The organism is Pseudomonas sp. FW305-28 (genome assembly GCF_017351395.1).
Taxonomy (GTDB): Bacteria; Pseudomonadota; Gammaproteobacteria; order Pseudomonadales; family Pseudomonadaceae; genus Aquipseudomonas; species Aquipseudomonas fluorescens_AA.
The window spans coordinates 1-23,390 of the sequence record NZ_JACNDD010000019.1 but is presented as its reverse complement, the minus strand read 5'-3'; the positions used below and the strand labels follow the sequence as shown (position 1 = coordinate 23,390).

13 protein-coding genes and 4 tRNA genes are annotated in these 23,390 nt (G+C 60.3%); 15 read left to right on the top strand and 2 right to left on the bottom strand.

Features of this window, described 5'->3' with window-relative positions; all coding sequences use genetic code 11:
* Positions 1–100 precede the first annotated feature (100 nt).
* The 6 genes from alaS to J4E53_RS06840 all read left to right on the top strand — a co-directional run bounded on the left by alaS (position 101) and on the right by J4E53_RS06840 (position 4,915).
* Positions 101–2,722, top strand: coding sequence for an alanine--tRNA ligase (gene alaS / locus J4E53_RS06865; protein ID WP_060741015.1), 2,622 nt, complete (start codon positions 101–103; stop codon positions 2,720–2,722).
* Positions 2,723–2,814: 92 nt separating this feature from the next.
* Positions 2,815–4,056: an aspartate kinase gene (locus J4E53_RS06860; protein WP_060741016.1), complete on the top strand. Its 1,242-nt coding sequence runs from the start codon at positions 2,815–2,817 to the stop codon at positions 4,054–4,056.
* Positions 4,057–4,240: 184 nt separating this feature from the next.
* Entirely contained in the window at positions 4,241–4,429 is a 189-nt protein-coding gene (csrA, locus tag J4E53_RS06855; protein WP_003178872.1) for a carbon storage regulator CsrA, read from the top strand.
* 62 nt (positions 4,430–4,491) lie between these two features.
* Positions 4,492–4,582, top strand: a tRNA-Ser gene (locus J4E53_RS06850).
* A gap of 107 nt (positions 4,583–4,689) precedes the next feature.
* A tRNA-Arg gene (locus J4E53_RS06845) sits at positions 4,690–4,766 on the top strand.
* A 72-nt stretch (positions 4,767–4,838) separates the two neighbouring features.
* Positions 4,839–4,915, top strand: a tRNA-Arg gene (locus J4E53_RS06840).
* A gap of 40 nt (positions 4,916–4,955) precedes the next feature.
* Here J4E53_RS06840 and J4E53_RS06835 read toward each other — a convergent pair.
* Positions 4,956–5,459 carry a cell envelope protein SmpA gene (locus J4E53_RS06835; RefSeq protein WP_103308575.1) on the bottom strand — a complete coding sequence of 168 codons (504 nt, stop codon included), beginning with the start codon at positions 5,457–5,459 and terminating at the stop codon, positions 4,956–4,958.
* Between the two features lie 322 nt (positions 5,460–5,781).
* Here J4E53_RS06835 and mgtE point away from each other — a divergent pair, with 322 nt between their 5' ends.
* Positions 5,782–7,224 carry a magnesium transporter gene (gene mgtE, locus J4E53_RS06830; protein ID WP_060741018.1) on the top strand — a complete coding sequence of 481 codons (1,443 nt, stop codon included), beginning with the start codon at positions 5,782–5,784 and terminating at the stop codon, positions 7,222–7,224.
* Positions 7,225–7,527: 303 nt separating this feature from the next.
* On the opposite strand, the gene J4E53_RS06825 is transcribed toward mgtE, so the two are convergent.
* Positions 7,528–7,854 carry an Arc family DNA-binding protein gene (locus J4E53_RS06825; RefSeq protein ID WP_060741019.1) on the bottom strand — a complete coding sequence of 109 codons (327 nt, stop codon included), beginning with the start codon at positions 7,852–7,854 and terminating at the stop codon, positions 7,528–7,530.
* A gap of 526 nt (positions 7,855–8,380) precedes the next feature.
* Between J4E53_RS06825 and J4E53_RS06820 the strand changes: the two genes are divergently transcribed.
* The 8 genes from J4E53_RS06820 to J4E53_RS06785 form a co-directional block, all read left to right on the top strand.
* Positions 8,381–8,457, top strand: a tRNA-Arg gene (locus tag J4E53_RS06820).
* A 461-nt stretch (positions 8,458–8,918) separates the two neighbouring features.
* Positions 8,919–10,580: a ShlB/FhaC/HecB family hemolysin secretion/activation protein gene (locus J4E53_RS06815; RefSeq protein ID WP_103308568.1), complete on the top strand. Its 1,662-nt coding sequence runs from the start codon at positions 8,919–8,921 to the stop codon at positions 10,578–10,580.
* Positions 10,581–10,589: 9 nt separating this feature from the next.
* Positions 10,590–11,108, top strand: a complete 519-nt coding sequence (locus tag J4E53_RS06810) for a toxin-activating lysine-acyltransferase (protein WP_103308567.1) — start codon at positions 10,590–10,592, stop codon at positions 11,106–11,108.
* Between the two features lie 45 nt (positions 11,109–11,153).
* Entirely contained in the window at positions 11,154–20,237 is a 9,084-nt protein-coding gene (locus J4E53_RS06805; protein ID WP_103308566.1) for a hemagglutinin repeat-containing protein, read from the top strand.
* Positions 20,234–21,130: a PoNi-like cognate immunity protein gene (locus tag J4E53_RS06800; protein ID WP_103308565.1), complete on the top strand. Its 897-nt coding sequence runs from the start codon at positions 20,234–20,236 to the stop codon at positions 21,128–21,130. Before J4E53_RS06805 ends, J4E53_RS06800 begins: the two co-directional genes overlap by 4 nt.
* A gap of 83 nt (positions 21,131–21,213) precedes the next feature.
* Positions 21,214–21,828 (top strand): GAD-like domain-containing protein, encoded by a 615-nt coding sequence (locus J4E53_RS06795; protein WP_103308564.1) that lies wholly within the window; start codon positions 21,214–21,216, stop codon positions 21,826–21,828.
* Between the two features lie 53 nt (positions 21,829–21,881).
* On the top strand, positions 21,882–22,751 hold the full coding sequence (locus J4E53_RS06790; RefSeq protein WP_103308563.1) for a hypothetical protein: 870 nt from the start codon (positions 21,882–21,884) through the stop codon (positions 22,749–22,751).
* A gap of 51 nt (positions 22,752–22,802) precedes the next feature.
* Positions 22,803–23,390, top strand: a 588-nt coding sequence (locus J4E53_RS06785) for an imm11 family protein (RefSeq protein WP_207268120.1), incomplete at its 3' end; no start/stop codon positions are given.

The following is a 23,390-nucleotide window of genomic DNA, read 5'->3' as shown; positions in this document are numbered from 1 at the left end:
TACCCCACGCGCAGGGCCGATATAATGCGGCCCTTTGCCGTTGCTTCGTCTGTTGACGTTTTGCACAGGCCTTTGGCCGCAGCCTCCGTGGAAGAACCTAATGAAAAGCGCAGAAATCCGTGAAGCCTTCCTTCGCTTCTTCGAAGAGCAAGGCCACACCCGAGTAGCCTCCAGCTCTTTGATTCCGGGCAACGACCCGACCCTGCTGTTCACCAACGCGGGGATGAACCAGTTCAAGGACTGCTTCCTGGGCCAGGAAAAACGTGCCTACACCCGTGCGGTAAGCAGCCAGAAGTGCGTGCGTGCCGGCGGCAAGCACAACGACCTGGAAAACGTCGGCTATACCGCACGTCACCACACGTTTTTCGAAATGCTGGGTAACTTCAGCTTCGGTGACTATTTCAAGCGTGACGCCATCACCTTCGCCTGGACCTTCCTGACGTCCGACAAGTGGCTGAACCTGCCCAAGGAAAAGCTTTGGGTAACGGTCTACGCCACCGACGACGAAGCCTATGACATCTGGACCAAAGAGGTCGGCGTCCCGGCAGAGCGCATGGTGCGCATTGGCGACAACAAAGGCGCGCCTTACGCCTCCGATAACTTCTGGACCATGGGCGACACCGGCCCATGCGGTCCTTGCACCGAGATCTTCTACGATCACGGCGCCGACATCTGGGGCGGCCCACCCGGCTCGCCGGAAGAAGACGGCGACCGCTACATCGAGATCTGGAACAACGTATTCATGCAGTTCAACCGCACCGCCGATGGCGTGTTGCATCCGCTGCCAGCGCCGTCGGTGGACACCGGCATGGGCCTGGAACGGATCAGTGCGGTGCTGCAGCACGTTCATTCCAACTACGAAATCGACCTGTTCCAGAGCCTGCTGAGCGCTTCGGCCAAGGCCATCGGTTGCACCAACGACAACCAGGCCTCGCTGAAAGTGGTCGCCGACCACATCCGTTCCTGCGGCTTCCTGATTGCCGACGGCGTGCTGCCTTCCAACGAAGGTCGTGGTTATGTACTGCGCCGGATCATCCGTCGCGCCTGCCGTCACGGTAACAAGCTGGGCGCCAAGGGCAGCTTCTTCTATCAGATCGTCGCGGCATTGGCGGCCGAGATGGGCGACGCCTTCCCGGAACTCAAGTCCCAGCAGGCGCATATCGAACGCGTACTCAAGGCTGAAGAAGAGCAATTCGCCAAGACCCTGGAGCAAGGCCTGAAGATCCTCGAGCAGGACCTGGCCGAACTCAAGGGCAATGTGGTCCCGGGCGACGTGGTGTTCAAGCTGTACGACACCTATGGCTTCCCGATGGACCTGACCGGCGACATCGCCCGCGAACGCAACCTGACCCTCGACGAGGAAGGGTTCGAGCGCGAGATGGAAGCCCAGCGGGTGCGTGCGCGTTCCGCCAGCTCCTTCGGCATGGACTACAACAGCCTGGTCAAGGTAGACGTGGCCACCGAGTTCACCGGTTATGCCGGCACCACCGGCTCGGCCAAGATCGTTGCCATCTATAAGGACGGGCAATCGGTCGACATCCTGAGCGAAGGCCAGGAAGGCGTGATCGTGCTGGACAAGACCCCGTTCTACGCCGAGTCCGGCGGCCAGATCGGCGACAGCGGTTACCTGCAGGCGGGCAGCTCGCGTTTCGACGTGCGTGACACCACCAAGACCGGCGGCGCGTTCCTGCACCACGGCGTGCTGGCGTCGGGCAGCCTGATGATCGCCGCCCCGGTGGCCGCCCATGTCGACGCCGAAGTGCGCCATGCCACGTCGCTGAACCACTCCGCCACGCACTTGCTGCACGCGGCGTTGCGCCAGGTGCTGGGCGAGCACGTCCAGCAGAAGGGCTCGTTGGTGGACAGTCAGCGCCTGCGCTTTGACTTCAGCCATTTCGAAGCCATCAAGCCTGAGCAACTCAAGGCGCTGGAAGAGATCGTCAACGCCGAGATTCGCAAGAACTCCCCGGTGGAAACCGAAGAGACCGACATCGAGACCGCCAAGCGCAAGGGCGCGATGGCGTTGTTCGGCGAGAAGTACGGCGACAGCGTGCGCGTGCTGAGCATGGGCGACTTCTCCGTTGAACTGTGCGGTGGCATCCACGCCAACCGGACCGGTGACATCGGCCTGATGAAAATCATCAGCGAAGGTGGCGTGGCATCCGGTGTGCGCCGGATCGAAGCGGTCACCGGCGCCGCGGCCCTGGCGTACCTCAACGCGGCCGAAGAACAACTCAAGGAAGCGGCTACCCTGATCAAGGGCAGTCGCGACAACCTGATCGACAAGCTGTCGGCTGTGCTGGAGCGCAACCGCCTGCTGGAAAAGCAACTCGAGCAGTTGCAGGCCAAGGCCGCCAGCGCCGCGGGCGACGATCTGTCGGCCCAGGCGGTGGACGTCAAGGGCGTGAAGGTGCTGGCCGTGCGTCTGGACGGCCAGGATGGCAAGGCGCTGCTGGCGCTGGTCGATCAACTGAAAAACAAACTCGGCCGCGCAGTGATCCTGCTCGGCAGTGTCCATGAGGAAAAGGTCGTTCTCGTCGCAGGCGTGACCAAAGACCTGACTGGCCAACTCAAGGCCGGTGATTTGATGAAGCAGGCCGCTGCGGCAGTGGGCGGCAAGGGCGGTGGTCGTCCGGACATGGCGCAAGGCGGTGGTACCGACGTCGGCGCTCTGGACGCGGCACTGGCCCAGACCGTTGCATTCGTAGAGCAGGGTATTTAAGGCAGCGTCGCCGGGCTCGTGGTCTAGTGACGAGCCTGGCCGCTGTTTGAGTGATTTATTGGGCGCCCTTCATGGGCAGAGGCGGCTTTGAAATGGCTTTGATCGTACAGAAATTTGGAGGCACCTCGGTCGGCACTGTCGAGAGAATCGAACAAGTCGCCGACAAGGTTAAGAAATTCCGTGAAGCGGGCGATGACCTGGTGGTTGTGCTGTCGGCAATGAGCGGCGAGACCAACCGTCTGATCGATCTGGCCAAGCAAATCAGCGGCGACCAGCAACCGGTTCCCCGTGAGCTGGACGTGATCGTTTCCACTGGTGAGCAGGTGACCATCGCCTTGCTGGCCATGGCGCTGATCAAGCGTGGCGTGCCGGCGGTGTCCTACACCGGCAACCAGGTGCGTATCCTGACGGACAGCGCGCACAACAAAGCGCGTATCCTGCAGATCGACGACCAGAAGATTCGCGGCGACCTGAAGGCTGGCCGTGTCGTGGTTGTCGCCGGTTTCCAGGGCGTGGACGAGCAGGGCAATATCACCACCCTCGGCCGTGGCGGTTCCGACACCACGGGCGTAGCACTGGCGGCGGCTCTCAAGGCTGACGAATGCCAGATCTACACCGATGTGGACGGTGTCTACACCACCGACCCACGGGTGGTGCCTGTGGCCCAGCGCCTGGACAAGATCACGTTCGAAGAAATGCTGGAAATGGCCAGTCTCGGCTCGAAGGTGTTGCAGATCCGGGCGGTCGAATTCGCCGGCAAGTACAACGTTCCGCTGCGCGTTCTGCACAGCTTCAAAGAGGGTCCGGGCACCCTCATTACTATTGATGAAGAGGAATCCATGGAACAGCCGATCATTTCCGGCATCGCTTTCAACCGCGATGAGGCCAAGCTGACCATCCGTGGCGTGCCAGACACCCCCGGCGTGGCGTTCAAGATTCTCGGCCCGATCAGTGCCGCGAACATCGAAGTCGACATGATCGTGCAGAACGTCTCGCACGATAACACCACTGACTTCACCTTCACCGTGCACCGCAACGACTACCAGTCTGCCGAAGCGATCCTGAAAAAGACCGCTGGCGAGATCGGTGCCCGGGAAGTGGTGGGCGATACCAAGATCGCCAAGGTCTCGATCGTGGGTGTCGGCATGCGTTCCCACGCAGGCGTGGCCAGCCGCATGTTCGAATCCCTGGCCAAGGAAAGCATCAACATCCAGATGATCTCTACTTCGGAAATCAAGGTTTCCGTGGTGATCGAAGAGAAATATCTGGAACTGGCCGTGCGCGCCCTGCACACGGCTTTCGAGCTCGACGCTGCCGCCCAGCAGGGCGAGTAAAGCGTTATCCAGAGGGCGCGGCTGGACCGCGCCCTTTGTTTTTCTGAATGGCGCGTCCCAAAACTGTTCTTTTGCCCGCGCTGGTCAATACTAGGCCTGTAGGCTTCGACCGTTTCGGTTGTAGGTCCAATGCCTTTTTTTTGCAGACTGTTGTCCCTTAAGTGAATTGCGTGAGGAGAAAGGTATGCTGATTCTGACCCGTCGGTGTGCAGAAAGCCTGATTATTGGCGATGGCGAAATCACCGTGACCGTGCTCGGCGTCAAAGGAAACCAAGTGCGTATCGGCGTCAACGCCCCGAAAGAGGTTGCTGTACACCGGGAGGAAATCTACCTGCGTATCAAGAAAGAGAAGGACGACGAACCAAGCCATTAATTTTTATCGATTTTTATGTTTGCAAACGGGGATGAAGGTGGTTAATATACGCCCCGTGTTGCGGAGAGCTGGCCGAGTGGCCGAAGGCGCTCCCCTGCTAAGGGAGTACACCTCAAAAGGGTGTCGGGGGTTCGAATCCCCCGTTCTCCGCCATTATTCGTTTAGTGCGTCAGAACCTGGCTTGATCAGTAAGTGATTGAAATTACTGAAAAAAGCGCTTTACAAAAGGAATTGACGACCTATAATGCGCGGCAACAAATGCACTCGTAGCTCAGCTGGATAGAGTACTCGGCTACGAACCGAGCGGTCACAGGTTCGAATCCTGTCGAGTGCACCATTTAAGAGTTGTTTGCAGCAATGCAAATAACTTGGCTTCAACCAGTTGTGATCTGGTATAAAACCACAACTTGCACTCGTAGCTCAGCTGGATAGAGTACTCGGCTACGAACCGAGCGGTCACAGGTTCGAATCCTGTCGAGTGCACCAAACACCAAAAAGCCCGCGTTTAACGCGGGCTTTTTGCTGTCTACGATTTGCCTTTCACGCACCCCCTTTCATCGAACACGACCTCTGCGCTGCGACCTTTCTTCGCTTTGTAGGTATACCGTGTGCTCGAATTTCGAATCTTGATTGAGTCTGGCTTGCCCAGGGCGCTCTCGACGTCCTGTTGGCTCATGCCGATGACGATTCTTCGTTCCAGGATGGCGTCGCGGCGTTGCCTGGCATCGATGAGGTTCCCGCAACGGTCCTGGAACTGGCCAACCACGGTCGGCTCCTTGCGTGTGGTTGTGTTGCCGGATGTTTGCCGATGCTCCGCTTCGGGCAGCATCGCCTCGGTCGTCGGCTCGATCGAACCTGGGCTGTAGGGATGGATCTGCTGGAGTGACAGGGCTTCACCCGGGCCACAACTCAAGGTGGTGAATGTCACGTGCCCCGCGCTGCTTTCGCAGCGATGCACGGTTTGCCCGGCGGCCCACAAAGGCAGGCAGGGCAGGCTGGCGAGCAGGAGCAAGTAGTGGCTGATAGGCATCCGGTCGTCCTCCTTGACGGTGCAGGAGAACAGGGTAGTCGCCGCATTGCTGTCGAGGCGTGTGTTTTCTTTTCCGGATAAGTCGTCGTAAAGCGGAAGGTTCAGCTTGCGTTCAGGTTTGTCTCGCAAGCGCTTGTTCTTGTCATGATTTTTTAGCGTTTTAAAGCGTCAAGCGGTGTATGATTGCGCCCGTCAGCCCCGCCGGGGCTTTGGAATATCTCCATGGACTTACCCAGTAGTTACTCAATATTTAGTTTTGCCAATCATGAATTAACTGATTGATCCTTCCGGCGTGCTCCACTGCTGGGAGTGGAGTTCGCCTATGACCCAAGTAGAAGTAAAAAAAACGCAGGAAAGCCTTCAGGATCGTCTCGCTCAAGTCGTTGAGCTGCTGCAGCGCCAGCGGGTCGTCGAAGACCTGACGCATCGCCAGGAAGGCCCGAATCATGACCGGGTCGAGAACCTGGTCCACCGGCAGAATCTCGTCGAGTTGCAACGCAAGCTCGATGACCTGCACTCCGCCGACGTCGCCTACATTCTTGAAGCCTTGCCCCTGGAAGAGCGTCTGACGGTCTGGCAGTTGGTCAAGGCTGATCGAGACGGTGACATCCTGCTCGAAGTGTCGGACTCGGTTCGCGAAACCCTGATCGCCGACATGGATGATCATGAGTTGCTGGCGGCGGCCAAGGAAATGGACGCCGACGAACTTGCCGACCTTGCGCCCGAACTGCCACGGGACGTTGTCCACGAACTGATGGAGGCCCTCGACGGCCAGCAGCGTGAGCGTGTGCGCTCGGCGTTGTCCTATGACGAGGAGCAGGTCGGTGCGTTGATGGACTTCGAGATGGTGACGATCCGCGAGGATGTCAGCCTTGAAGTGGTCTTGCGCTACCTGCGTCGTCTCAAGGAACTGCCCGGCCATACCGACAAGCTTTTCGTGGTCGACTACGACGGCGTGCTCAAGGGCGTGCTGCCCATCAAGCGTTTGCTCGTCAACGACCCGGAAAAGCAGGTGGCCGAGGTCATGGCCAGCGATCCGGTGAGCTTCCACCCGGACGAAGACGCCTACGATGCGGCCCAGGCATTCGAACGTTATGACTTGATTTCCGCACCGGTGGTCGACAAGAACGGCAAGTTGATCGGCCGTCTGACCATCGATGAAATGGTCGACTTGATTCGAGAGGAAAGCGAAAGCGAAGTCCTCAACATGGCCGGTCTGCGCGAAGAAGAAGACATCTTCGCCTCGGTCTGGAAGTCCCTGCGTAACCGCTGGGCCTGGCTGGCGATCAACCTGATCACGGCATTTGTCGCTTCCCGGGTCATCGGCCTGTTCGAAGGCTCCATCGAGAAGCTGGTGGCGCTCGCGGCGCTGATGCCTATCGTCGCCGGTATCGGTGGCAACTCCGGTAACCAGACCATCACCATGATCGTCCGTGCCATGGCGCTGGACCAGGTCAGCACCGGCAATACATCGCGATTGATGCGCAAGGAACTGGCGGTCTCCTTGATCAACGGCGTGATTTGGGGGGGGGTGATTGGTGTGGTGGCTTACCTGCTTTATGGCAGCTGGTCGCTGGGAGTGGTCATGACGGCCGCAATGACGCTCAACCTGCTGCTGGCGGCATTGATGGGGGTCTTGATCCCCATGACCCTGGCCCGCATGGGGCGCGATCCTGCCATGGGTGCCAGTGTCATGATTACTGCTGTGACCGACAGCGGCGGGTTCTTCATTTTCCTGGGGTTGGCGACGATTTTCCTGCTCTGAGTCGCTCATCAAGAAACCCGCCTGTTTGGCGTGAAACTGTTCACTTGGAAAAAACGGCGCTTCTTTCAGAAATGGGAAGCGCCGTTTTTTTGCGCTTCTTTCGATTGGTGGGCGTCGAGATCAAGCGTTCAAAGCAAGAGCAGCTGGCAGGTCCAGCCGCTATGCAACGGCGCCAGCGCTATCGCGAGCAAGCTCGCTCCCACATGGGGTTGCGGGTGATTGACCAATTGCTTCTATCGGGCCTGGGCAAACGCCAGGCACAAAAAAGCCAGCACGAGGCTGGCTTGAGTGTTTTGGCTGTGATCAGGTCGCTTCTGCGGCCATCTCTACGTCATGGGCAATCAGCGAAACAAGGGCGTTCTGCTGACGGTGGGAGAGTTGTCGGAAGCGTTGAAGCAGCTCGCGCTCATGCAAAGACAGCTCCGGGCTGTCCAGGCGCATGCTCAGCTCTTCACCCAAGGCGCCTTCCTGAATCAGACTTTGCTCCAGGCGCGCAATGATTTCAGAGTTCATGCTGCGATGATGATTACGAGCCACCTCGGCAATGCGTTCCCGCATTCCGTCTGGCAGACGTACGACGAACTTGTCAGCCGTACGGCTGGAATAAATTGCCTTTGTCATTGGGCGCATATTTATTTAACCGGTTAGTTCAGGGGAGCGGTTCTCGGGATTGGCCGCAGGATGTCGATAGGACAAGCTCCACTGCCAAATGTTCAACCTGAATTGTTAAGAGGCCCGCATCATGCCTCAAAATTGCCAGATCATTGGCGCCAATTCTGTGACAAATTCTGATCCGGGTAAAGGCGTTATGCCAGCACCTTTCATCAAAAAATGCGGACTGGTTGGAAAAAAACAACAGGTTCGCATTTGTGACCATCGGATCGTGTCGTTGTGCCATACCGTCTGGCGGATAACGGAAATGGACCAAAACGCTTGTCGTCCCTGTCTTGTATAGGATAGTGGCAAATGGCCGATTTACTAGGATAAACACGCCAGGGGCAGATGAATGGCGGCCGGGGCCAACCGCTTGGCCTTGTCAGCCTTCCGCGCGGTACCATTTGCCTACACTTAAAAAACAGCGACGACATGACAAACGCAGGGCAGGTCGTTACCATGCACGCCGTCCCGCGCACCGCGTTTCTTGTGGTCGACTCGTGTCTCAGTAGCTCAATTGGATAGAGCATCCCCCTCCTAAGGGGAAGGTTGGCAGTTCGAACCTGCCCTGGGACACCATTATAAACAGTGGGTTAGCGCACATGCCGCTGACTTCTCCTGGTTGCATTGCCCCCTCTCCAGATGAACGACCCCGGCTTGAGCGCGTCGTTCCTGCCTCGCACAGCTCCTCATTCCCCCAAGCTGTGACCAACTGCCCATTTTTACCCATTTGTATCGAGCATATTTCGATAACACGAAACTTTCTCCCCACTCTGCTATCAGACCGTCTCGGTACGTTGTAGGACTTTTCCTTCGTTTCCGATGGATTACGTACCTCGTTATTTATCTGTGTCAGTGTCAATGCCGCTTCCGGCGGGCCTGACTCACCGTGTCTTCGATTCAGGCCACAAGGATGTGACATGCAGCCAGCCGCACCCTGCCGAACGCGTAAACCGAACAGCCCTCGCCGTTGTGCTGGTGGAACCCGTTCATCCGCACAGAACGCCAAGCGTCTCGCCCTGCTGCTGATAGCGGCGTGGATGACGGGCGCGTGGAGCGCTGCGCAGGCGGCCGGACCTGAAGAAGAACTGCTGCGCCAGCAAGAGCGCGAACGGGTTTTGCGCGATCAGTTGGAGTCCCGGCCCGACGTGCGTCTGCAGGCAGCACCCGTGGGTGAAGGTGCCGAGCGCTTGCCCGCCAAGGAAAGTCCCTGCTTTGCCATCAATGACATCCGCCTGATCGGCGAGGCGTCGGAAAAATTCCAGTGGGCGTTGCGCGCCGCCAATCCCAAGGATGATCCCGCCATCGGTCGTTGCCTCGGTGGCGGCGGGATCAACCTGACGATGAAGCGCATGCAGAATGCGATCATCGAGGCCGGCTACGTCACCACTCGCGTACTCGCCGAAGCCCAGGACTTGAACAGTGGGGTGCTGGTGTTGACCCTGGTGCCAGGGCGCATTCGCGAGATTCGTTTCGAGGAGGGCACCAGCGCCCGCGCCAATGCCTGGAACGCAATGCCGGCCAGTCCTGGCGACCTGCTCAACTTGCGCGACATCGAGCAGGCGCTGGAGAACTTCAAGCGCGTGCCGACCGCTGAGGCCGACATCAAGATCGCGCCAGCCCGTGCCGCCGACGCCAGGCCCGGTGAGAGCGACGTGGTGATCGCCTGGAGCCAGCGGTTCCCCGCCCGGGTGAGCCTGTCGGTGGACAATTCCGGCAGCAAGAGCACGGGCAAATACCAGGGCAACGTATCGCTGTCCTTGGACAACCTGCTGTCACTCAACGATTTGTTCTACGCCAGCGTCAACCATGACTTGGGCGGCGGCGAGTCCGGGCACCGCGGTTCCGATGGCAGCACGCTGCATTATTCGCTGCCGTTCGGTTACTGGCAGTTGGGGTTCACCAGCAGTGAATACAACTACGAACAGTCCGTTGCCGGCGCTAACCAGTCCTATCAGTACCGAGGCGAGAGTCGTAACAACGAGGTGCGCCTGTCGCGCCTGCTGTACCGCGACGCCGTTCGCAAGACCACCGCCTGGGGCAGCCTGTGGACGCGCTCGTCGGAGAACTTCATCGACGACACCGAGGTCGGCAACCAGAAGCGCCGCATGGCTGGCTGGCAGTTGGGGTTGGACCATCGGGAGTTCATTGGCGCTTCGATTCTTGACCTGGGCGTCGCCTATCGTCGCGGCACCGGTGCCCACGACGCGCTCAGGGCACCTGAGGAAGATTTCGACGCCGGTACGTCGCGCTCGCAGATCATCACCGCCGATGCCCAATTGCAGGTGCCGTTCCAGGTCGGCGATCAGCGCCTGCGCTACATCGGTGGCTGGCGCGCGCAATGGAACCGTACGCCGTTGGTGCCCCAGGATCGCTTCTCCATCGGCGGGCGCTACAGCGTGCGCGGCTTCGATGGTGAAAACATTCTTTCCGCTGACCGTGGCTGGACCCTGCGCAACGAAATCGGCCTGTCCCTGGGCCAGACCGGCCAGGAGCTCTACACCGGCATCGACTATGGCGAAGTCAGCGGCCAGTCCAGTGAGTTCCTGATCGGCCAGCGCCTGGCGGGGGCCGTGGTGGGTATACGCGGCGGTTACAAGGGCCTGTCCTATGACTGGTCGGTAGGTACGCCGTTGAAGAAACCCGATGGTTTCGAGACGGCCAACGTGACCAGCGCGTTCACCGTCATCTGGTCATTCTGAGGTGATCCCATGCAGTTCGAGACGCTAGACATTATCGCTCCTGGCCTGATCGACGAACCCTGGAACGAAGCCGCGGTGTTCGGCTCCGCCACCTGGTTGTGGATGCATTCCAAGGCCCATCGCGATGCGCCGTTGCACACCTTGCCGACGTTGCTGTTGCCGGCGCTCAAGCATCGCCAGTTCGTGCTCGGCTCCGAACACGGCAAGCCGGTGTTCTACCTGTCCTGGCTCAACCTCGACGAGGCGGCAGAGCAACGTTACCTGCGCCAGTCGCCGCTGGCGCTGAGCCAAGAGGACTGGAACAGCGGCGAACGTCTCTGGCTCAACGACTGGGTCTCCCCCTTTGGCCACACGGCGGTATTGAGCCGCCTGTTGCAACGTCACCTTTTCATCGATCGCTGCGCCCGAGCCCTCTATCACCGAGGCGACGAGCGTGGCCTGCGGGTCAAGACATTCCAAGGGATCGGGGTCATCCCCGAACAGGCCCAGGCCTGGTTTGCCGCTCACCCGCTGGCAGTCGAAGCGTAACTCCAACCACTGGTCGTGCGGGCAGGCTCCGCAAATGGAATTGCTATGAACAAGCATCTGTACCGAATCGTTTTCAACAAGGCCCGCGGGCTGTTGATGGTCGTGGCCGAGAACGTCACCAGCCAGGTCAAGGCGCCGGGGACCCGCTCCGGGCCGACGACGGGCGCAGCGGCTTGCACGGCGACACTGGGGGCGTTGCGCTTTGCCGTGATGACAGCGATTGGCCTGGTGTCCTTGAGCGTGGCACCGACCTGGGCCGGCACCATCGTCGCCGACCCAGGTGCTCCGGCGGGCCAACGGCCGACGGTGATACAAAGCGCCAACGGTACGCCGCAGGTGAATATCCGCACGCCCAGCGCCGGCGGTGTCTCGCGCAACACCTACAACCAGTTCGACGTCGATAGCCGGGGGGTGATCCTCAACAACGGCACGGGCAACAGCCAGACGAAACTGGGCGGTTGGATCGAAGGCAACCCGATGTTGGGCAATGGCAGCGCGCGGGTCATCCTCAACGAAGTCAACTCCAGCAACCCCAGCCAATTGCGCGGTTACGTCGAAGTCGCCGGCCAGCGTGCCGAAGTGGTCATCGCCAACCCATCCGGTATCACTTGCAACGGTTGCGGCTTCATCAACGCCGACCGGGCCACCCTCAGCACCGGCCGGGCGCAGTTGGAGAACGGTCGCATCACGGGCTACACCGTGCAGGGCGGCGCGATCAACATCGAAGGCAAAGGCCTGGATGCCCGCGAGGCCGACTACACGGATCTGATTGCCCGCTCGGTGCAGGTCAACGCCGGGGTGTGGGCCAACGACTTGAAGGTCACCGCCGGACGTAATCAGGTCAATGCCGACAACACCCAGGCCACGCCGCTGCCAGGCGCCGAAGGAGAAAAACCCACCGTTGCCATCGACGTTGCCAAGCTCGGCGGCATGTATGCCGGGAAGATCATGCTGGTGGGCACGGAGTCCGGCGTGGGGGTGCGCAACGCCGGGCAGATCGGCGCCATGGCTGGTGAGGTGGTGATCAGCGCCGACGGCAAATTGCAAAACCAGGGCGCGATCAGCAGCACAACGGCAACGCAAATCACTGCCGCCAGCGTTGAAAACAGCGGCACGCTCTACGCCAAGGGCGACCTGCGGCTCGACAGCGTCGGTGATATCGACAACAGCGGCACCGTTGCCAGCCAGAACCACACCACACTCACTGCCAAGACCATTCGCAGCACCACGGCCTCGAGCCTGGCGGCGGGCGTTGGTGCGGACGGCAAGCTGGGCAAAAGTGGCAACCTTGCGCTGCGGGCCACCACGATCAAGGCGCAGGGCCAGAACCTTGCCGGTGGTGATCTCGGCGTCGGGGCCGCTGACCTGGACCTGAGCGGCAGCCAGACCCTGGGCCGCAACGTCACTCTGACGGCCAGTTCCGGCGATGCCAACCTCAGTGCTAGCCAAGTCGATGCGACCCAGGTGCTGACCGCCAAGGCGGCCAAGACCCTGCGCACCGATGGGGCTAAAGTCAGCGCTGGCAACCTGCAATTGAGCGCGCGGGATGCGTCCAATGCCGGCGGTGAACTGGTGCAGACCGGCACCGCCGATACTTCGATCACCGCCGCCGCTACGCTCGACAACAGCAGTGGGCGGATTGCCTCCAACGCCGGCAACCTGAAGCTTGGCGCCAATCGCCTCGACAACAGCGAAGGCAAGGTCGAGCACGCTGGCAAAGGTACCCTGGACATCCAGGCCAACCAGTTGACCGGCAGCAAAGGCACCCTGGCGAGCAATGGCAAGTTGAGCGTCAAGGCCAGTGAAGTGGTGGTCGATGACGGCCTGACCCAAGGCCAACAGATCACGCTCGACACCACGACCCTGTCCAACCAGCGTGGACGCATTCTCCAGACCGGCGCGCAACCGTTGCAGGTCACCGCCCGTGAACGCTTCGACAACCAGGCCGGGCAAGTCAGCGGTCCCGCAGCGGTGGTCTTGAAGGTCGGCACGTTGAACAACCAGGGCGGTAAAGTCCTCGCCACCGATAACGGTGCGTTGACCGTCACGGCCGACAAAGAGATCAATAACGGCGGCGGGACGCTGGCCGCCAGCGGTACGACTAAGGTCAGCGGCGAGGCGCTGGATAACACCCAAGGTACGGTGAGTGCCGGCGGTGAGCTGGACGCAACGTTCGACCGCTTGAACAACATCGGTGGCACGCTGGCCGCAACCCAGCGCATGCAGATCATCGCCGGGCAGTTGAATAACACCAACGGCGTGCTGGGCTCGGTGAAGTCCGGGTTGCTGGTCAGCGTCTCGGCAGATGCGCTGAACAACAGCGGCGGGCGCCTTGAAGCGCTGGGCGATATCACGCTGTCGGCCCAAGGTTTGAATAACCAGGGCGGGGTGATCAGCGGCCAGGCCTTGGACCTGAACAGCCACGGCTTGCTGATGGACAACAGCCAGGGCACGCTGAATGCCGGCGCGACCCTCGATCTGCGCAGCGGTGAGTTGCGCAACGCGGCGGGCCTGATCCAGGCCAAGGGCAAGCTGTTCATCGACACCGGCAGCCAGGCGTTGAACAACCTTCAGTCCGGCACCACCCAAGGCATCAGCGGCCAGGACGCGGTGGAAATCCACAGTGCCCATTTCAACAACAGCGCCGGTTTCCTCGGGGCCAAGGGCGCGCTGGTGCTCAAGGCCACCGACCTGACCAACGGCAGCGGCGGCCAGATCATTGGCCAGAAGAGCGTTCAGGTCGAAGGCGCCCGAGTGGATAACCGCGGCGGTCAGTTGCAGGGCCTCGGCGATGTCCAGTTGGTGCTGGGTGAGACGCTCAACAACCAGGGCGGACTGGTGCGCAGCGCGGGCACCCTGGGCGTGACTGCCGACGTGCTCGACAACAGCGCCACCCAAGGTGCCAACCAGGGGCTCGAAGGCCGCACCATGAGCCTGGCGCTCAACACTTTCGGTAACCAGGCCGGTGCCGTGCGCGCCGACCAAGGGTTGTCCATCGGTGTCAGCCAAGCGTTGGATAACCAGGGCGGCCTGATTTCCTCGGGGGCCGGCCTGACCATCACCGATCGCGATCCGACGCAACGTCGCCAGTCCGTGCACAACCTCGACGGAACCTTGCTCGCCGGCAGCCTGTTGTCCCTCAACGCCGCCTATTACGCGGGCACCGGTCGGGCCCTGAGCCTGGGCGACCTGACGTTCAGCCTGCAAAGTGGCCTGGACCTGAGTGGACAGATCCAGGCCAATAACAAGGTTGACCTGAGCACCGATGGGGCTTTCAACAACAGCGGAAAACTGCTGGCGGGCAATCTCCTGCTGGTGCACTCGCAGACGCTGGACAACGCCGCCAACGGCGAGATCAGCGCCGGTCAGGTTCGCCTGAACATCAACGACAGCCTGACCAACCGTGGCCTGATCGACGGCCAGCAAGTGCGTGTGCAAGCGCTGTCGCTGAATAACCTGGGCACCGGGCGCCTGTACGGTGATCGATTGGCGATCGCCACCTCGGCACTGAGCAACCGCGATGAAAACGGTGTCGCCGCGACCATCGCCGCCCGCGAGTCGCTGGACATTGGCACCGGCACCTTGGACAACCGCGAACAGGCGCTGATCTTCAGTGCCGGGGACCTCGCCATCGGCGGTGCGCTGAGCGCCACTGACAAGGCCCAGGACCGGGCCCAACTGCTGACCAACGCCAGCGCGACCATCGAGGCCCTCGGCAACCTGTCGCTCGATGTGCAAAGCGTGCGCAACACCAATGAACACTTCAGCACTCAACAGGTGGAAATCAGCCGCACGGCCTTGCAGGAGTTCCAGCTCAGCGGTTCGCCGAACCGCTACCAGGGCGACCAGATTGCCCTGAGTCACGATGAGGTCTATTACCTCAACACGCCTGAGGGGCGCAAAGACAACTGGAACCGCTACGACTACACCCGCGTGGTCCAGGAAACCCAGATCGCCACCTCGGCGCCGGCGCAGATCCTCTCTGGCGGGACGATGCAGATCAACGCAGGCGATGTGCTCAACGACAAGAGCCGCATCATCGCCGGTGGGTTGTTGCAGGCCAACATTGCCAGCCTGACCAACACCGAACTGACCGGCCAGCGCACCACCACCGACAGTGGCACCGCTACGAATTTCTATCGCATCCAGCGCAAGGGCCGGGACCGCCAAGGAACAGCCGTCACGGCCTACACGCCTGCCCCCTTGATTCAGGACATCACCCTGCAACCGACCGTGTTCGCCCAGAACGCCGCTGGCAACGGTACCGGCACCCAGATCAGTGCCCGCGCCACACAGGGCGTCAGCGAGCAGATAGCCGCCACAGGCACGGTCAGCGCCCCGGTCGACAGGACCTATCAAGTGGCGCCCATCGTTCAGGTCGCGGCCCAGACCACCCTGAACAGCAAGGGCGTGGCCGAGCAGATCCGCAGCGGCGGGCCATCCCTTGCATTGCCGAACAACAGCCTGTTCAGCACCAACCCCCAGAGCACCAGTAGCTACCTGATCGAAACCGATCCGCGTTTTGCCAGCTATCGCACTTGGCTGTCGTCGGACTACATGTTGCAGCGCCTGCAAGTCGACCCGGCACTGACGCAACAACGTCTGGGCGACGGTTTCTATGAGCAGAAGCTGATTCGCGAGCAAGTGGCGCAACTCACCGGCCGGCGTTTCCTCGACGGCTACGCCAATGACGAAGCGCAATACCGTGCCCTGATCGACAACGCCGTGACCGTCGCCAGCCAATGGCAACTGGTGCCCGGCGTGGCCCTGACCTCCGCGCAGATGGCCCAGTTGACCAGCGACATTGTCTGGCTGGTGCAGAAGCAGGTGACCCTGGCCAACGGCGACACCCGCAACGTGCTGGTGCCGCAAGTGTACGTACGGGTCCAGGAGGGCGACCTCAACGGCTCCGGCGCCCTGATTGCCGGGCAGCAGTTGAACCTGAACATCGCCGGCGACCTGGTCAACAGTGGCAGCCTCGCCGGGCGCAGCGTCATGGCGATCACCGCGCAAAACATCGAGAACCTCGGTGGGCGCATCCAGGCCGACAAGGCATCGCTCACCGCGCGGGAAAACCTCAACAACCTCGGCGGTCTGATCGGTGCCGTGGACAGCCTGTCGGTCAAGGCCGGGCAGGACATCAACGTCATCTCCAGCAGCCGGGACAGCAGCAGTGCCCAAGGCACCCGCACCAACCTGTCGCGGGTCGCCGGGCTGTTCGTCAGCGGCGCCCAGGGCACGATGGGCGTGAGCGCCGGCAACGACCTCAACCTCACCGGGGCCCAGGTGGTCAATGCCGGCAAGGGCGGCAGCACGTTGCTGGAGGCGGGCAAGAACATCAACCTGGCCACCGTCGGCGAAGCGCACGAGCAAGCGCTGACCTGGAACAGCAGCAACTGGCGCAAGGACGCCAGCCAGACCGAAGTCGGCTCCCTGGTTCAAGGGCAGGGCGACGTGCGCTTGAGCGCAGGCCAGGACCTCAACGCCCGCGCCGCCCGTGTCACCAGCGAGCAAGGCGCGGTATTTGCCGAGGCCAAGCGCGACGTCAACCTGACCGCCGGCCAGAACTACCAGTTCGCCGATGAAGCGCACAAGGTCAAAGGCAGCAACGGGATGTTCTCCAGCAAGACCACCACCACCCGTGACACGATCAGCCAGACCTCGGTCGAAGGCTCCACCCTGAGTGGCGAGCAGACCTATGTGCAGGCCGGTCGCGACATCAACCTCAAGGGCAGTAACGTGGTGTCCACGACCCAGACGGTTCTGGTGGCGGACAACAACGTCAACATCGAAGCCGACACTGCCAGCAGCAGCGAGCGCCACGACAAGTCCGTGAAGAAAAGCGGCCTGTTCAGCGGCGGTGGCATCGCCGTCACCCTGGGGACCCAGCAACAGAGCGTCAAGGACCTCACCACCGAACACACGGCTGCGGCCAGCACCGTCGGCTCGACCGCCGGCGATGTGTTGATCGAAGCGGGCAAGGGCTATCGCCAGGTGGGCAGCCAGGTGTCGGCGCCACAAGGCAACATCGACGTCACGGCGCAGACCATCGACGTCGTCGAGGCGCGCAACACCCGCGAACGCGAGCGTGAAACCCTGTTCAAGCAGACCGGGTTCACCCTCACCGTGACCAACCCGGTGATCAGCGCGATCCAGACGTCCCAGCAAATGAAACAGGCCTCGGAGAAAACCGACGATGGGCGTATGAAGGCTCTGGCCGCCGCCACCGCCGTGCTGGCCGCCAACAACGCGGCGACCGCCGTGGCGATGGACCCGGGTTCGGCGGGCGGGATCAACATCAGCCTGTCGCTGGGCACCAAGAAGAACGAAAGCACGACCACCTACACCAGCGACAGCGCGGCCGGCTCGACCATGACCGCCGGCAATGACATCCGCCTGCGCGCCACGGGCGCCGGGGCTGCCAGCGACATCACTGTGCAAGGCAGCGATATCAAGGCCGGACGCAACGCCAGCCTGCTGGCGGACGGTGACATCAACCTGCTCGCCGCCCGCAATACCGACAAGCAGGAAACCGACAGCAAAGGCACCAGCGCGAGCATCGGCATCGGCTTTTCCCTGGGCGGCACCCGCAACGGTTTCACCCTGGACCTGGGGGCATCCGGCAGTCGCGGCCAGGCGGATGGCGATGGACTCACCCACACCAATACCCATGTCCAGGCCGGCAACCAGTTGCTGCTGGCCTCCGGCGGCGACACCAACCTCAAAGGCGCGGTGGCCAGCGGCAAACAGGTCCTGGCCGACATCGGCGGCGACCTGAACATCGAAAGCCTGCAAGACACCAACACCTACGTGGTCGATGAGAAGAGCCTGGGCTTTGGCATCAGCCTGTGCATTCCGCCGTTCTGCTACGGCATGAGTTCGGTCAGCGGTGCCAGTGGCAGCTTCGGTGCCACGGATATCGATTCCAACTACGCCAGCGTGACCGAGCAATCGGGCATCAAGGCCGGGGACGACGGCTTCGACATTCGCGTGGGTGGCAACACCGACCTGGTTGGCGGCATCATTGCCAGCAGCGACAAAGCGGTGCAGGACGGCAAGAACCGCTTGGTCACCGCCAGCCTCACCAGCCGCGACATCAAGAACAAGGCCGAGTACGACGCCAGCACCGTCAGCGTCGGTGGCGGCTATCGCGAAGTCGGCAAGGACCAGCAGGGCAACGCCACCAGCGGCGGCACGAAAACCCCTGGCACCGACCTGCCGAAGAACGATAACGACCTCAGCGCCACCATGCCGATTGCCATCAGTGCCAGCGACGACGCCAGCAGCGTCACCCGCAGCGGCATCAGCGGCGGCACCATCGTCATCAGCAACGACGCCGAGCAACAGAAGCGCACCGGCAAGAATGGCGAGCAAACCGTCGCCAGCCTCAACCGCGATGTCTCCAGCGACCGCGACACCACCAACACGCTCAAGCCGATCTTCGACGAAGACGAAATCCGTGCCGGTTTCGAGATCGTCGGAGCGTTCGCCAACGAGGCCAGCACCTTGCTCGCCAACAAGGCCAAGGAAGTCGACCTCAAGCGCAAACAGGCCGAGGCGGCTCAGGCAGCGGCCCTGGATCCCAACGCCCAACTCACCGACACCGAACGCCTGGCGCTGCTCGGCAACGCTCAGCGCCTCAATGCCGAAGCCAGCGGCATCGCCGACAAGTGGGGCGCGGGCGGTACCTACCGGCAGATCACCACCGCCCTGGTAGGCGCGGCCAGCGGCAATATCAGTGGCGGCAACAGTGCGTTCGTCCAAGGGTTGGTGGTCAATTACGTGCAACAGCAGGGCGCCGGCTACATCGGCGACCTGGTGGCGGACGGCAAGCTCACCGAAGGCTCGCCGCTGCACGCCGCCCTGCACGGCATCGTCGCCTGCGCGGGTGCCGCCGCCAGCAGCCAGAGCTGTGGCAGCGGCGCCGCGGGCGCGGCGGCATCGAGCCTGCTCACCGGCCTGTTCTCCGAAGCCAGCCCCGATGAAAGCGAATCCCAGCGCGAAGCCAAGCGCAACCTGATTGTCAGCATCGTCACTGGGCTGGCGGCCACCAGCTCCTCGCTGGACCCGGCCACCGCCACCAGCGCGGCCGGCGCCGCCGTGGACAACAACTGGCTGGCGACCCAGCAATTGGTCCAGGCCGAGAAGGAGTACAGCGAGGCCGATGGGCTGCTGGCGAAGGCGCAAGTGATCGCCAAATGGGGGTACATCAACCAGAAGCAAGACGTACTGACCCGCTTCGGCGTGGGCAAAGGCCTGGTGCAAGCGGGCTGGAGCGACGTCGAGGGCCTGGCGCAATTCCTCCTCCATCCGGTTGACGGAATCAACGGCCTCAAAGCCCTGATCAACGACCCCGAGGCCCGCAAGCAGTTCGGCGATGGCGTGGTCAACGAACTCAACGCCAAACTCGACCGCGTGAAAGACGCTCTTGAAAACGGCGGCGACGACCGCGCCGTGCAACTGGGCCAGGATATTGGCGAGCTCGTCTGGCAGGTTGGCAGTATTGCTACGGGGGTTGGCGGGGCGGCGAAAGGTGGCGTGGCGCTGGCGAAAGCCGGAATCAAGGTGGGGGCGGAAGGGCTTGAGGCGATGGCCGGCCTGGCCAAGTTCGATAAGCTGGTGGCCCGTGGCGGGCAGTTCAACCCTAACGGTACCCCTCTGATGGATTTCCGGGCTCTTACCAACGCACAAAAGAGCATCGTGGGCGATGTCATGGGCGGCGAGCGGATCAAGTCACTGGTGCCGGGCGCCGAGAAAATTGGTCGGGCGCCGGATATTGGTCAAACCGGTATTGATGATTTGTACAAGGTCGACAAGCCGGGTGTTGATTACCTTGTCGTGGAATACAAGTTTGGCTCGTCTACGTTGAAACCGACCAAGGATGGTTTGCAGATGAGCGATAGCTGGTTACAGGGGACTGCCACAAATTATGATCGTATTTTGGAGTCGGTCAGTGGCAACCGGAAAATGGCTGACAGCATTAGGGATGCATTACAGACCGGCCGGGTTGAAAAGTGGCTGGTTCATACGGACCCCTTCGGAAACGTTACTGTAGGTGTTCTGGATAAAGGTGGGAAGTTCACGGCCGATCCGGTTGCTGCATCCAAACTGTTGGGAGGGATTAAATGATTCGAGCGCCACTGGGAGATTCCCGCTATTGGTCGGAATGGGTTGCGTATGGTGACGAACGTATTGCCAAAACGTTGGAGACCGCGCGTTCCCCTGGGGGCGATCCTGACTATGCGCCACAGTACGTCTACACCATCGCCCAGGACCACTGGCACCAGATGCTAAGTCGCTACTCTGCCGGATGTCCTGTCGCCGACCTGCCGCGTTATTTTCCTGGGCTACTGGATGCCTGGGAAGAGGCAGAACGCCTGGGCGCGCCGGTCTGGACCCCGGAGCAGCAATTCACCCGTCACAGCTGGCGCGTCAACTACGATCATTACATCGTCTGCTTCTGGCTGGTCGGCTTGGGGTTGGCTCTGGGGATACCAGATGATCAATGGCGAAGGCTGCTCACCCTTATCGGCAACGAAGGCGAGGACGTGCTGCTCGACCGGATCATCGCGAGTCGCAGTCCCGAGCGTAAAGTGGGGGCCGTTCTCCTTTACCCCAAACCCTATGGCCGATTGCTGGCGGCAGTGGATGCGCCGGTGGATACGCAAGCTTCAAAGCTGGAGGCTTTTGTCAGTCACTGGTATCAGGAAATACGCACCGGGGCGAAGTCCGGTTCCGATCCCCAGGCGGTCAGTTACAAGCATCCCTACTGGTACACCTACGGTGACGTGAACTTCGAAGGCGGCGCGTATTTCGGTCGCTGGTGCGTGGAAGCCGTGGCGGCGGTGAAGGCTTTTGGGTTGGATGATTCACAGTGCCTGGGGCTTGAACATTATCCCGGGGATTTATTGAGGCCCGACGGCCCGAGTACGTATCCGCTCAGGCAGGACGTTGAAGCGTCTACTGCGGTGGTTGTTGAGAATAAGGTTGGTTTTTGGTCGAAGTTGTTGGGGCGTCGTTAGCGTTTTTGAAAAGGGGACGGATTTATTTGATTGCTCTGTCTGTCCCCTTTCTTTTCAGAGCTACTCAAAGGAGCGTCGGCAAGTTGAGGGATGAAGATTTCCAGTATTTCATCAGCGTGATGGGAGAGGCCACATCTCATCGACAGGTGTCTGATTCCCAAATTGCGAAGTACCGTAAAGTGCTCCCTGACGCGCTGCTTGACTATTGGCAGGAGGAGGGTTGGTGTGGATATGCCAATGGTCTTTTTTGGACAGTGAACCCGGATGATTATAAACATCTGCTCGATATGTGGCTCTCGGGTACTGAGTTTCCACAGATAGATAATTACCACGTTATTGCAAGGAGCGCGTTTGGGACCCTTTATGCTTGGGGGGAGAAACACAATCAGAAAATTGTTGTTTCGTGTCCGACGGGGTCTATCGTCGCGTTGATGAGTAAGGTGAAAACACCTAATAAAGATCTGGATCTCGCCCTTCAGACATTTTTCGCTATGTCTGATAAGGAACGTTATGATCTGGAGGATCATCAAGGTGAGTTTCTATTTGAACGGGCGCTCGAGAAGTTGGGTGCACTTGATGAGAGTGAGCTTTATGGTTTTGAGCCGGCATTGTTTGTTGGGGGAGCTGCTTCGCTAGATTACTTGGTTAAAAGTAATTTAGAGGTTCATTTAACGATCCTGCGACAGATGCGGTCCTGAGTGAACATGGCAAGCGGAAGGACGTCCTACTGGTGTAGAAGGAGTATATCGAAATGGATGAAATCAACGTCCGGCTTGCTCAGCACCGTCGTTGGCTTTCCCAGTCGGAAGGCCTGATGGCTCAAGAGTTTGGCTATATTGATGAGGATCTTGCCAGCGACTCATTAAGCGGATTGAACAATGTGGCTGACTCGTTGGGGATGCTGGCGACATATTACGGCATTCGGGGCGAAGTCGCGGTCAGTGATGGAGAGGCTTCTGGTTGGGAAGACGTTTCAAGCTCGATAATGTACCGTTATTGGGCGCTGATGCTCAAAGCCAAGACTTTCTCAAAAACGAGTTTTCTTCAAGGCATCAAAACCGTCCCCAATTTGACTAACCAATTGAGCATTGCTGGATGCTTGCTAGCAGGATTGATAGTGGTTGATCGTCGAGATCTGGCCGCGTCCGTGGCCGATGTGCTGGCTGGAATGCTGACTATCAATGGCGCCGTGGATTCCAGCTATCTTGAACAGCGTCGATTCGAACCTTTCATGCTCTGGCTTTATTCAGTCTATTCGCAAGGAGAGACGCTTCCAGAGATCAAGTCGATGGATCTGGGGATTTATCAAAACGTGATAGACGAATGGACAGATGAGCAAGGGCTTGCTCATGCACTGCAAGAGCTATGTCAATATCACTTAACCCACGCTGAAGACGCCGGCGGGACCTGGGACCCTGAATTCAAATATGCGCCTTTCGATTTGTTGCCTGTGGAGGTCCACGCGATTTTCCAGGTCCGACAGCAGCTAGGTTTAACTGTTCCGGCGGTGTCGAGCCCTTTATTGTCCGCAGAGACGGCTGCGCTAGAACACCTGGTCATCATTTCTGATCAGCTTGCTGTCCAGGTGGAGACGGCCTACGAGCGTTTCTTCGGGCTTTAGACGCAGGCGCGACCCTTTTTTCAGTTAAGCAACGACACGCGGTGAGCTGAAATGAAGTATTACTTGTTGCGGGAAGATGTGCGGTTTCCTGAACGCTGGTATTTGGGAGATATAAAGCACTGCAACAACTGGCTCTTCATCGACCCCCCTTCTGAGTACATGGAGCCATGTACTTACGCCCTTGAGGTTCGTGAGGAAGGTGTGAGTCTGGATTTTTCCTTGGCTGGCTATGCCTCTGTGCCGGTCTTGAGTGAAAAAGCCAGGGATGCATTGTTGGGCGTTCCCGACGTTGATGAACCGTATATGAATGTCGTGCTCGAGCCTGTGGCGGTTGCAGGCGAGCAAGCTCATGATCGTTACTATGTGATGATTGTCGAGACCCAATTGGATTGCGTAGACGAATCACGCTCCGCTTACAAAAAATATGAGGTCAATGATCCCGTACGACCTGATCGAGCTGGCGAATACAGCGTTTTTCTGAATCTCGTCATTGATCCTGCCAAGGTCCAGGGAAAACATATTTTTCGCATCAAGAAACACTTGGGGGCATTGATCGTTAGCGAGGATGTGAAGCTTCGGCTGGAGCGCGCGGGTCTCAGAGGGATGCTATTGGAGGGGGTGAATGGTGAGGGTGAAGTT